Source organism: Agrobacterium sp. K11 (assembly GCF_059429395.1).
Window position 1 is genome coordinate 752,370 of the sequence record NZ_JCAHRB010000002.1, and the last position, 12,538, is coordinate 764,907.

The window sequence follows — 12,538 nt, forward strand, 5'->3', positions numbered from 1 at the left end:
AAGCACAGGATTGCTGTTTTAGATTACTTACCTCAGACTAGGACCGATGATGGTTCGCGACTGCTTGAAATGTGGTGTGCCAGTCAAGTTCGCTTGGAGGCGAGAGCATGTTAGATGAAGCCAAGAACCTAGAAATGCTTGAGCGCATGGGCATCGAACCACAAACAGCCGTAAAATTGTTGGCTTCGGGCTTTTTTCCGCACCAGATGCTCGATTCGGGCAACAGGACGAAGCCTTGCATCGTTGACTCGTTTTATGGAAACAAATTTTTGAGTGGGCTGCTCAACTCTGAGGATATCACTCGGGCTGACTATCCCAAAGTCTCGGCCCGTGAGTACGAGGTGTCGTCTATTGCAGACATCGAGCGACTGCTCTCCGACGATAAGAACGCACGTTGGCGGCCGCTTATGTCCTTCAGAGGACAGAACTGCGAATACTTCACCGAACGCCCGTTTCCGAACCCTGTTTTGTCAGTCGGTGGCAAGGAGCGGCTGATATTGCCTGGCTTTTGGCGGAAATATACGAAGCGCTGGAATGACCGGTTTGCGGACCCGCCTTACCAGCCATTTTTCTCCAGCATGTACAGTGACGAGCTTATATATCACGGTATTTCTGACTGGCGGAATTTACCGGATATAAACTTGGAACGCTATGGCCTGCACACGGTGTCCGATCTCGAGGACTTTCCAGACCCAGAATCGCAAGAGTATTTCCGTCGCTGGAGTGCCTTCAAGCTCGGTATTTCCAGCGAGCCGGCATTGGTCGAACAGCATTATGGGATTGATACGTGCGGGCTCGATGTTACGTTCTCTTTAGGTGCCGCAGCCTTCTTTGCGTTGAATAAGTTCGTGAAGTCGCCGGACGGCACAGCTCATTACGAGCCTATAGTAGAGAAAGAGCGGGAAGGTGTCATTTACTGCTTTGTCTTCCGTGATCCAGGTCTCACCGAGACTGCCGATCTAGTGCGCGACGTTCCAATCTTTCGCCATATCCAGCCCGTGCGCCCTGTGAGACAAGCGTGTGCACTACCCTTTTTCCACAAATTCAACATCAACCAAGCGGTCACCGATTTGCACATGGTACTGCGGCTTCGCGATGACTTCCGAATGGACAGCGTTGCTGAAGCGTCCCATCTGTTCCCCTCTGCAGACGACGACCCCTTCTACAAGGCCGCTTTAGAAGCCAAACAACGTCATTCGGCTTTCGATCAACCCCTGCACGAAGATCCCTATCTGAAGTTTGTCGAATACCGGCTTTGAGGCTTATTGCCCCGCAAATCGAGAGCTCTCAGCGGACTTCATCAAAGGTTCCCAGATCTAGGTGTCAGTCCCGCAGGGTGCCTTAGCATCTCCTTGCCTGTTCGCCTTGAAGTTGCGTAGATGTATGTTGGGGACGAGGGTTTATGATTTTCAGACGCCGTGCGCGACAGCCGCTCTATCCTGGAGACGTCCGGATGCGTTCTCTTGTATGATGTTGACAGAAGGACCGACGCTCCCATGCCGTAAATCGCCCCCGTTGTGCGTATGTTTGCCCCGGAACACTGGGGACAGGTAACCATTTTCGGGAAATTCTACGGTGAAACCTACAAGTTTAATGATCGGGACCAGCGGGCGGTGATTGGCGTGTCCGCACATTTTGAGAAATCGATGCGCCTGCAACGCCTGGCGGGCAAGCTCAAGTCCAATCTGGTGCTGGACTGGCAACAGCTGGAGGAGCGGGGCTTTACACCGGCGGACAACGCCGCCGAACTCGCGACTGTGATCGAGGCCGCATTTCTGACTGTACTCGGCAATCGACTGCGCTGAAAAGGTTCTGCGAGCAATCTACGAAAAGGAGACACGCGGGTTCAAAGTGTCGACACGTGGTCTATTTCAATATCCGGATAAGCTGACGGGCTCTTTTCCTGACCGCCTCAAGGACCTGATCCGCGGGACCACGTGGTTCAATCGGCTATTGAACCTGGGCGACGAATTAACTCATCTTTCCATCGGCGACGTCCACTGGGACGAAAAGAACGATGTTATGCGCTATACGCACCGAGGGCTGAGAGAAGGGGACAAAATTCTCGAATTCCCTGACGTATTCTTCGCCATGAATGAACTGACCACCGGCGTAAACCATTTCCTTGGTGCCATTTTCCATCACCTGAATACGACATTGAGCGACAAACCGGTATTTCAAATGTGCGGGATGGTCGATGGCAGGCTTTTGCATCGCTACATCAACCCTGCCGAAAAACTCACGTTCGACAGCGGCCGCTGCGGCGCTTGGATGTGGTTTGAGCTTCCTGATAACCCCACGTGCCCCTTCAAGGAAGTCTGCGGCGCATACGCGAATAAAGCGACCTCCCAAGAGGTGGAGACAAGTTTCTCGACGTTGGGCGCCGCCTGACGGACACGCCGCGAGCAATTACCAATGCAGGCCGCTGACAGCCCTAAGTTCGTAATATCCGACCGCAGCGCCCAGTCCAAAAACGGACGCGACATTCACGAAAAATGCCAAAGCCTGAGTTTCAAAATCCCAGAAGTCCATTGTCATCACCATGGTAAGCTTCGCACCGACGTTGACGGCGGCAAGACTGTAGACACCATTGGTGGCTAGCCTACCATCGCCCTAATCGTCGTCGAGTGTTCTTAGGCGGGGTGGCAATGTCGCCAACCTCGGCGTCAGTGTTGTGAGCCTCGGCGTTGGCCGCGGCTTCTCTTCCAACGCGCCGAACGCTGCTTTGGTTAGGCGGTAGCACCCCACACTGGCATCCTTTGACCAAGGTGTCCGCGTCGCATAGGCCTTTGCGACGAGGCGCTCTGCCATATCCCTGCTGATAAATGGGATACGCGTTATGGGGTCGTCGAAACTCGCTGCCTTCAAAGAATTTATCGCTTTGATGATAGATGGAGGTTCTTGCATTAGCTGAACTCGATCTGGAGGAGATTATCTCCTCTCATTTTAAATCGGCCGAAGTCATCAGATTCTTGAATCTGAACCGCCCCTGCGCGTCAATCTCAATTCGCCATCCTCAGCCAGCAATCTGATACTGCCGCACGGGATGGCGGATCATCGCATCGATATCGATGCCATCGAGGATCCAGTGGAGTTGCTCTGTCATCAGAGTCACCACCGCAGTTCCCTGCAAGCTGCCGTTCGTTTGGCATCGCGGCAAAGATCCGGCCAAGATATTAGCGATGCGGAACATTGCTTCCGTTCTGGGGCTCCCCATCGCCGGCTTGCTCGACTTATTCGGCGATCCCCCGAGCGTCAGTTCCGCGCGAAATCATCAGTCCCTAACAGTGCAAGCTAAGTATCGCCTCCGCGACGCGTCGCGCACCTACGATAGGGTTATTCAAGCTGATCGTCGCTGGAAGTTCCACGCGGAAGATGACCGACTGGGCATCCACATGCTGATGGGTGATGAGGTCATCGCGCCGCAGGACCTCGACGGCCGGGTCTCCCATGTCGTACCCACGGATGAAGGTCACGCCAAATGTAGTCGTGAACGGTGCCTCGTTGACCATCGTGGCATGCTCGTATCCGATACCCGACTCTGTGCCGTACACAGACACGCGCGTGAGGAAGTCATCGACCAAACCGCTCGCGCCGGTGCCGTTGAGTCGATCAAGAATGCTCTCCACCAAGGAAGGGATCGACAAAGCAGGCGCATTGAGATCTGATTGGCACAGGCCGATGCTCACGAGGAGCAGGCGCGTTTCCCCTCTGGCGTCATCACTAGCAGGGGTAGGCTCGATCTGATGGACGCCATGGATGGCGTGACTTGAGGTGGTGCGAGTAGTGGTTTTTATCTCTACGCCCGTGCCTTGCCATGTGAAGTCTCTTGCCGAGCGGCGCCAGCCATCCCAAGCTTGAACGATTGGTCCGACCTGGGGATCGGCCGCGCAGCGGCATAGAGCGTCGAGTAGGAGCAGTTCCCCGACTAGCCCGAGGATCGCGCTTTCGGAGATCTCCATGCGCTTAATGGCGAGTTCTATCAGCGGCTCGGTGCGGGCAAAGGCGCGCTCCAAATTAGAATCAGCCTTCTCGCGCAGGAGTTCAGCTGCAATAAATGCACCGACCTGGTCGAAATGCCCGAGCGCGGGCAAGCAAATGCGGTTTGCGTTCAGAGGAGGCAGGGCGTCACGGTGCCATGAGTGGTAGCGCATTGCATTCTTCACTGTGCCGGTCCGGGGCGTTAACTCGTCGCCTGCAAGGAACAGTTCTAAGTGACCACGACTATTCCGAGCGATCCCGACCACCTTCGCATCAGTCAACCAAGTAATGGCTCGGTCATCTCCAATTGTGCCCGCTGGAACGATGTTTATCTGGTTTAAAATTACTTCGTAGCTGGTCATGGAAATTCCTTCTCAACGACGGTTCTCCCAGCACGGGTGGCTGAAAATTGCTCCGGACCTCCCGCAGGAAGACAGACTCCAACTGCGACCGCAGGGTGCTCGTCGTCCGAGTGTTGATTAACGTAGAAGAGGATTTGACCGTCGGAGCCGCTGGGTCGCCACCCCGTGGTGTTGCCCGGCGGCACGTTAGCGTAACGGTGATAGTAGTCGAAGTAGACGTCGCCGCGATATTGGCTCGGGCCGGCGTCGGGGTCGCTTGCACCCCAAGTGGTCTTGAGTTCGCCTCCGGCCACCCTCTTTGTGGTGGCGCGTATGTCAAATGGAAGCAGCGCCAGCGGACCTTTGGATACGGTGGCACCATCTCCGTAACGAATGCCGATCCAGAACCGTGGTCGCTCAGTGTTCTTGCGCCTAAGGTCGGCGTAGGACCATAGATCGCCGGGCTGGCCGGTCACAAATAGACCCGTGATCGACCGAGTGAGGCTGGCCGACCAAAGTCGAAGGTAGGCGGCGATGCCATAGGGACAGGCTCGCCTCGGCTGGTCTCCCTTACCATGTCTCACCGGAGGGCGATAGAAAGGTGCATCTGCCAGTGGGGCAACTGCGTTTGCCCGAGTTTCGATAGCGCTCCAGAAGTCCGCGTGCAACCCCTCGCTTCCTGGGCGGTAATCCGCGAAAGTGAGGCTATCCAAGACTTCGGCGGCCTCGGTCAGTTCGAGTGGAACATCTAGGATGCGGCCCCGCAGCACATTGGCGACAGTGAGGTCGCTGGATGGCCGAACGAAGAGTTTAGCCAGAATGTCTGCATTCGGATCCGCCCACCGGCTGTCATTGATGACTGTAACGAAAGGACGTGCCCCTGGTGATAGTGGAAGGTTGCCGACACCTGCGATCTTGCCGGTGGCTTCGAAATTGAGTCCCTGCAAGACGGTGGGCTCAGGGGCGTCGCTCATCATGCGTTCGGTGATGGCAGTTCGAACAGCTTCATCGACATCGTGATAAGCACGGAAGAGTGACAGTTGGTCGCTGGAGGCAAAGACGCGGCACAACTCAATATATGACCCGCGGTAGCCGAACCAGCGCTGCATTTGCATCTGGGTGTCGGCCAGAGGATTGGCCGATGAACGCTGAAACAACGCCGTGGTCATCCCTTCCAACGTCAGTCCCCTGGCCATGACATTTCCTGAGACAAAGATCGTGCAGAGGTCGCGGGCTGCCCTCCATTTACCAGTCTCTGCAATCTGGCTCGGTGCGTAGGCAGGGCGATCGTCAGCGTTAGGGTCGCTGTTGACCACGGCGATCCTAGTTCCAGGGATCATCTCCGTAATTAGTAGATTTTCGACCGTCTGCCAGTCCGGGAAACTCGTCGGAGGCAGGACGTCGAACTCCTTCTCAATTTCTCTGGCGGAGGCGCGATATTTCTCAAGCCATTGCGCCCATGGGGCGGGGTCCGCCAGCAGTTGACCCACTAAGGTTTGGGGCAGCCTAGCATCTCCCCCATCAATGAGTTTTCTAGCTGCCGATCGATCCGGAATTCCCGCCCAGATCAGGACATCTTCAGCACCCTGGAAATGGTGCTGGATTACCGCAGAAGGATGATACAGCATAGAGTGCGGCGAAGCCGCGTTGGCAAGGGCTTCTTCTTTCGTGTCGAACTGCTTTGCGAGGGCAGACACTGGACCGAGCTTGCCAGAGCGGTGTAGTCGAATTGCGCCAGCCACCAAGAAAGCTCGGACAGCATCTGCGAGGTCCTGCTGAGCTGAGTTGGTGGTGGGCACGCACAGTTGAGCTGCTTCCGTGCGGCGGTAGAAGACCTCTCCGCCGGTGTAGCAAGAGCGGATCCCAGCCGCCTCAGGGTAAGTCGATGAGCGAGGGGCATTGAGATTGCCAGGGTTGGTTGTATCTACTGGATGGCCGATGTCGAGTGGCGTGCGAAGAGAAATCAGGAAGTCTCGTGGCGCCAGGGGGTTGTGATCCTCCTGAAGGAGGTTGGCCTGGGGTGTCGCCGTGTAGGCGATGTAGGTCGAGAACAGATTTTCAGGCGACCCCTGGGGAGGATCCCAGAGGTTGGCGATCGCACGTGGGATCTGCTTCAGCCTGCCGTAAATGGGGTCCTGCGAGGACTCAACGATGGCATCGAGAATCGAGCCATCGTCGGCTTCATCGTCAAGTACGAGCATGTGGACGGTTCGACCAAGCTCCGCAACTTCCTTGAAAACGTTGTCGCGGAGGCTTGCTCCCAAGGCATGCAGATGGTCGGTCTGCTTCATCGCCACGATGATTAGAGGCCTGCCCTGACTCAGCCGTGTTCGAACCTCTGCCGACGGCAAACGGTAAGTGGTTTTAAGCGGGTGGGTCTGTTCTGACAGAGCAATGCCACGCTTCGGACATAGCAGGCGGCGTCTAATCTTCTGTGCATTTTCCTCGCCCGAGTCCAACTGCTGCACCAGCCTCTCATAGGTCTGGCGCCACAAGGAGAGGCGGGTCCCGGCGAGTACGATGATTATGTCGAGGCCGTTGTCGATGGCCAAGGCTGAGACACCCAGCATGGAAGCGGTCTTACCAGACTGGACCGAGCCCATGACGAGTCCCGTGCGCGAGCGGCGGAATGACCACTCTTCGGGCTTCGCGGTGTCGGCTGCCAATATTCCGCGCTTCAAAATATAGCGGGAGTCCGCTTCAACTGAGGCACGCGCTGTGTCAGTCAAGCCGACGAGTTGAGCCTTGTACCTCTCCCACCACGAGTCCGCTTCTTGGGGAAAGGGTGGATTGAAGTAGACGTGCTCAACGAGTTGGGAATGTCCAGCCACCGCTTTCAACTTTTCGGCTTGATGCGCATCCGCTGCAACGATGCGTACCCGGAGGTCCCGAACTGCACACGTATTGCCTCAGCCGCTTGATTAGGGTCCAGTCCCAATAGTTCGAGGATACTTGTGGTGATTTTGGCTATGTAGTCCCACTGGGTTTTGGTCTGCGTCTTTTCGGGTCGTTGCCAGTCGACGGATTCCTCGCTCGCCGTTCGGATAGCATTTGCATTGGCCTCGATGCGGCCCTCGATGTCGTCTGGCGAGGCAGCCAAGGCCATTGTAATGCCGACGAGGGAACCTACGAGTTGGAGTTCCTGCCACTTGGCGCCCTTGCCGCCATCCTTGAAGCGATCAGACCACAACTCATCGTGCGATGAATGGAGTTCGACAGCGTTTAGCAGCAGCGAGAACAGCTTGGTTAACATCGATGATTGGGCTAGGGGATGCGAACCATTCCTCTGAATCGCCTTCAGCAAATCGTCGATGTTGCGGCTAGTCGATGCCAAGTCTTTCTCTTTGATGCCCTCTTTAGTGACCTCTTTGCTATCATGTAACAGGACCGAGATGACCCAAGCGAGAACCTTAGTGCGTTTGTAGCGGGTGCCTCCAAAACCGTAGTCCGTCAACGCGTCACCTAGGCGGCCAAGATCGTCAATACCGGCAAGCGATTTGGAGATCTTGGCGACATCAGTGCTCGGATCGGCGTCGCCGGCGGCGGCAAGGGTCGCGCGGGTAAGTTCGACCTCGTGGTAGACGGCGTTTCGGATCTCTTCAGCATTCAGATGTACGCCCTGCTTGTTGTAGAGGCGAAAGACCTCATGGATCTGGGCTTGGCTGGCCTGAGTGTATTCAATGACGGGAACGGTGTAGTCCACCGGGTCCTCGAATAACGCTTCGACGACAATTTGCTGATTAGCGACGTTGATCTCCCGATCCTTGATCTGCGTGTAGTACTTTCCCCGGAGAGGTTCGAGATGGGGGCCAACCAGCCCGCCGTCTCCGGTCGTTCGCAGCTTGAATGGGAAGTAATATTCGTTCTCATCTGTGGATTTGAGTGGGCTACCTTCTAGCGCTTTCCACGCACGGCGAAACGCAGGGTAATCGTCATTGAAGAGATCTGTCAGATCCCTCTTACCTTGGTCATCAAGACGTCCTTGATCGTTGAATTTCTTATCTTTGTGCCGAGCGGTGACCTCTGCAACCTTCTGCTTAGCGACGGGGTGCTTTCCCACAAATCGGAGGATGGCCGTGAGCCTCTGCTTGCCGTCGACCACCTCATGCGGCGTAGAAGGTCCGGTTCGCAGCAGAATGACGGATGGCAGAGGAACACCACGTAGGATGGACTCCATCAGCGACTGTCTGTCGCCATTGGCCCATACGTCACCACGCTGGTACGACGGCGTCAGGTTTGGGGGCTTCTTGGTAAGTTGGAAGATCGGCCATACTGCGGCTTTTGCCGTAACCGGCTCCGGGGTCATCGCTTCCTCGCCCGCGTCGATCTCGCCCCACGCGTCAGCCCACGACTGGGTAGCGGTTCCACGATTAGTGCCCTTTGCCTCGAGTTCTTCAAGATAATTTCCCTGAAGCCGTACGGCTGCCTCCACGCGCTCGTTGAGGCGCTCAAGCGCGCGAAGACTCAGCGGCGGGTTGGCACCTCCGGGAGCAAGGAGGTCGTTGGGTTCTAGGTTAAATTCAACTATTAGTGTCTGAAGGAATGGTTTGCCGCCCGTTAGCGGAAGGTCCTCGCTTAGGCTCAACCAGCCTTGAACTTCAGCGAGTTTGTTCATCCACGCGTCCGAGGTGAAGTCGACGTCACCGCTGCTAAAAATCGACGAAACTGGACCAACGCCGTTCGGCGTGTCAGAAGCCTCGGAGAGAGTTGCCAACCCTTCGGCGATGCTTTCTAGGAAGAGGCCCCGCGGGTCTTCCTCGTCGAAGTCGTCTTCATGTTCGATATGATCAGTCATTCAGCAGCTCTTAACGGTTCGAGGCCAGAGGTGATGCTCGAGGTGGGCCGGATGAGCCCGTGCAACAACCGTTCGGCGATTGCTTTGACAACGCGAGCGTTCACTGCGTTCCCCAAGGCTTTATACGCGTCGATGTCCGATGCGGGTAGCTGGATACCTCCGAGGGACTGAAGTTCAGCACACTCGGCTGGTGTCATGTAACGACGTTCGCCGGCCAGATTAGCACCGAGGATGGGCACTTGGGTCTGCGTGAAGGCGATGAGACTCGGGGAGGTGGTAGGACGCTTGACCCTCAGTCCTGACGCACGCACCTGTAGCACGAAATTGTCGATGTCACGGTCCTCACCTTGTGCGTTCCACTCCATTTTCTGGAAGCTAGACGGGAAGCTTTGTGGGCTCCATCTTGCGATCCAGGGGTCGATCCAGTGGCGGTTGACTTGGTAGAACTCGCGGTTTTGCCTGATAAAAGTCTGCTTCCAATGTGGGAAACTTAAGTCGCCTAGGCGGTTAGCGTGGCTAGGAATCCTCGCAAGTTGTTCGTCGAGCGAGCAATCGAGGGACTGGCCGAAGCTGCCCTTGAAACCCATCCGGCTGAGACCCCGGACAGGTCTGCGAAGCCAAACTCCTGCCGGAGTCTCGTCCAAATAGGGATAGGTTGCCCCAAATTCCATCGCCCAGATCGGGAAGGAAGGCAGCTTCAGCGAAGCCGGCGAGCGGCGCAGGAAGTCGCCCCACATGTCAATGGCTCGCAGCGTCTGCTCCGGGATGGCGCGCGTGGACTGCCCTTCGTGGCGCAGTACCCATTGGATTTCGGTTGGATCTTTATGCTTCGCTGGCCACTCAAAATGATCGAGACCCTGGAGAGATCCAACGAAGTAGGCGCGGTCTCGCACCTGTGGAATGCCGAAATCGTGGGGCGAGAAGTGCTCTACTTTGACGGAGTAGCCAAGCTCCTCCAACAAGCGAATGATCGTGATCCTGGTGCGACCGCCGTCGTGCTTGAGGATATTGGGCACATTCTCCAAGATGAAGTGTTGTGGCCGCTTGACGCGCAAAATGTCGTGCACCTTGAAGAAGAGATTACCCTGATCCGTGTCCTCAAAGCCCAATTGGTCTCCTGCTTTGGAGAACGGTTGGCATGGGAAACCTGCGGTAAGGACGTGGTGATCGGGCACCTTGAGGGCTATGATTTCGTCGCTGCTCAACTCATTAAGGTCACCCCAAGCGTCGACGCCGAAGTTGACTTTGTAGAGAGCCTTCAGTTTGGGCTCCCTCTCTGCAGCGAATACACCACGCCCCTCCAACTCATCGAGGGCGACGTGGAAACCACCAAGCCCCGCGAAGAGGTCGACGAAACGGAAGGCCTCGTTACTAGTTCCCATTATTCCAACCCAACCCGTCTCGGCCTGGTCGGGCGAGATTTCTCATGATTTGTTGAAATACAGATATTGTGCGATTCTTGCTGTATGTCCAATAGTTTGTCGATTTGCTCACCATGGAGGATGCGGACAAGAATTTGGACTGGGTTTCCGCCCGTCGTGGGCCGCGGGACGAGTAATTGCCGCGCTGCGCACGGATTGCCGCTTCCCGCTCTGTCGGCACACCCCGGCGCGATGGTGCGCTTCGTCGCGCGGCACCTGCAAACGGCAGCTTTGTCTCCCAGAGCAATCATTGCCTCCCTCATAGCACAACTGCTTTCCTTACTCGTAGCGGGCATGGCGGCAACCAGGCCTGCCGGCGGAAACCTTGCGCGCACCTGAACCCCAGTGATCCCTTGATGATGATCAGAAGCGGATGCGGATTATCTTCCATCTCCCTCAGGAAAATGGTGGCAGACAGCGGCTTGATCTGAACAACCGAGGCTCTAATCGCAGCTGGATGAAACTTCAGTGGCAAGTCAGCATCAATGCGCGACAGCACTTTCTGCGCGATCGGATGTCTCCCCTTCACCTTTGGCGTCCGTGCCAAGGCTTTCTCAAGAGCAACAAGGGGCACTTCACGGTAACGGACCACGACACGCAGGAGAAGATCCAGCGGTTCAGGGACGCTGGCTAAAATACCTTTTTTCCACGACGGGGTGCTCATCGGTGGGTATGATGAGTTGACAGCTTATCACGAATTCTAGGGTTAATTCCCACAAAAGCCCGAGAGACGCGGATCGTATGTGATCCTAAGATACCCTCTGACATCGAAAGTTGGCAAAGGGTCATCCACCCAGAGGTGTTCTTTCTTTATCTCGCTCTGCGAGTTCGGCCAGGAAGCTGGCGTGAACCAGACGTTCCGTCCGCAGATGCGCTCAGTCCACCCAAGAGGAATTTTATGCTCGTGGGCTGGATCGTTGAAGTAGCCCGCATCGTAGAAGGAATGGTGCATTTGGATCATGGGAGTCCAACTCGCCGGGTCGTCATCATCCTTGATCCACTGACTGTGACGCGCGAAAACCCTGGTTGATGACGCAACGGTCACGCGGGTAATCGTGCCGTCGATGTTCGTTTTGTATGCCCTAAAATCCATGCATATTTTAGCAAGTGTGCAGACTACTTGGCCTTTTCGGTCTCTAAGATAAATATCATCTGAGCCGGCCTCCGCTAAAGTGCAGAATCTTGCCGGTGGACCCGCAGGAGGCCACGGGTGGGGCATTGGGAAATCCGGCTGATCCGGACTTGGCTTGCCCTCAGACGGTAATAACATTTCAAATCTTCCGTCTTCTAATTCCTTCTGCATTTGATCCCCCATAAAGTTGACTGGCAACGACAAGCTATACTTTACGTTGAATTTGTCTAGCTCCATCGCTTTCGATGCAATCCCTGGCCTGCTGCCGGTTTATCGGACACAAGGGTAAGCTAATTCCATCTTGGTTTCAAAGTCATTGGGGCTGAGATAGCCCAGTGTCGAGTGGCGTCTTTTCGGATTGTAGAAGCGCTCGATGTAATCGAAGACATCCGCTCTGGCGTCGTTTCTCGTGCGATAAACCTTCCGTGCTGTTCTCTCCGTTTTCAATGATGAGAAGAAGCTCTCCATTGCGGCGTTGTCCCAGACATTTCCAGAGCGGCTCATCGAGCAGGTGATGCCGTGGTCGCCCATGAGGCGCTGGATCTGCTCGTTCGTATATTGGCATCCCTGATCGGAATGATGCAGGAGCGCATCTGTTTTTCCTCGACGCCAGATCGCCATGATCAACGCATCTGCTACGAACTGGGCCGTCATGTTGGCATTCTTAGACCAGCCGACGACACGGCGTGAGAACAGGTCAATGACGGCAGCGACATACAGCCAGCCGTCTGCGGTCCAGAGTGGAGTAAGAAGTGCGGATGCGCTTCTCCTCCCGAACCAGTCATACGCCTCCCCGGCTGGGGCGAGGCGCACGTGGAGTAAGAAGCGCAGAAGCACTTCTCCTCCCCGAACCGTACGTGCACCTTTC

At 55.9% G+C, this 12,538-nt stretch carries 10 protein-coding genes; 3 read left to right on the forward strand and 7 right to left on the reverse strand.

Going from position 1 to position 12,538, the window contains the following annotated elements; translation table 11 throughout:
• The first annotated feature begins 107 nt into the window (after positions 1 to 107).
• From AC5SEO_RS05035 to AC5SEO_RS05045, 3 genes are all read left to right on the forward strand, one after another.
• A complete protein-coding gene (locus AC5SEO_RS05035; RefSeq protein WP_495363777.1) occupies positions 108 to 1,259 on the forward strand; it encodes a hypothetical protein in 1,152 nt (383 codons plus the stop codon).
• Between the two features lie 264 nt (positions 1,260 to 1,523).
• Positions 1,524 to 1,805, forward strand: coding sequence for a hypothetical protein (locus AC5SEO_RS05040; RefSeq protein WP_495363778.1), 282 nt, complete (start codon positions 1,524 to 1,526; stop codon positions 1,803 to 1,805).
• 46 nt (positions 1,806 to 1,851) lie between these two features.
• Positions 1,852 to 2,391 carry a hypothetical protein gene (locus AC5SEO_RS05045; RefSeq protein ID WP_495363779.1) on the forward strand — a complete coding sequence of 180 codons (540 nt, stop codon included), beginning with the start codon at positions 1,852 to 1,854 and terminating at the stop codon, positions 2,389 to 2,391.
• Between the two features lie 890 nt (positions 2,392 to 3,281).
• On the opposite strand, the gene AC5SEO_RS05050 is transcribed toward AC5SEO_RS05045, so the two are convergent.
• From AC5SEO_RS05050 to AC5SEO_RS05080, 7 genes are all read right to left on the reverse strand, one after another.
• Positions 3,282 to 4,343: a PD-(D/E)XK motif protein gene (locus AC5SEO_RS05050; protein ID WP_495363780.1), complete on the reverse strand. Its 1,062-nt coding sequence runs from the start codon at positions 4,341 to 4,343 to the stop codon at positions 3,282 to 3,284.
• Positions 4,340 to 6,988 carry a Z1 domain-containing protein gene (locus AC5SEO_RS05055; RefSeq protein WP_495363781.1) on the reverse strand — a complete coding sequence of 883 codons (2,649 nt, stop codon included), beginning with the start codon at positions 6,986 to 6,988 and terminating at the stop codon, positions 4,340 to 4,342. The genes AC5SEO_RS05050 and AC5SEO_RS05055 overlap by 4 nt, the downstream gene beginning before the upstream one ends.
• 170 nt (positions 6,989 to 7,158) lie before the next feature.
• Entirely contained in the window at positions 7,159 to 9,117 is a 1,959-nt protein-coding gene (locus AC5SEO_RS05060) for a GmrSD restriction endonuclease domain-containing protein (protein WP_495363782.1), read from the reverse strand.
• Entirely contained in the window at positions 9,114 to 10,499 is a 1,386-nt protein-coding gene (locus tag AC5SEO_RS05065; protein WP_495363783.1) for a DNA cytosine methyltransferase, read from the reverse strand. The genes AC5SEO_RS05060 and AC5SEO_RS05065 overlap by 4 nt, the downstream gene beginning before the upstream one ends.
• 298 nt (positions 10,500 to 10,797) lie before the next feature.
• Positions 10,798 to 11,202 carry a hypothetical protein gene (locus AC5SEO_RS05070; RefSeq protein ID WP_495363784.1) on the reverse strand — a complete coding sequence of 135 codons (405 nt, stop codon included), beginning with the start codon at positions 11,200 to 11,202 and terminating at the stop codon, positions 10,798 to 10,800.
• A 42-nt stretch (positions 11,203 to 11,244) separates the two neighbouring features.
• A complete protein-coding gene (locus AC5SEO_RS05075; protein ID WP_495363785.1) occupies positions 11,245 to 11,841 on the reverse strand; it encodes a hypothetical protein in 597 nt (198 codons plus the stop codon).
• 99 nt (positions 11,842 to 11,940) lie between these two features.
• Positions 11,941 to 12,538, reverse strand: a 598-nt coding sequence (locus tag AC5SEO_RS05080; RefSeq protein WP_495363786.1) for an IS3 family transposase, incomplete at its 5' end; no start/stop codon positions are given.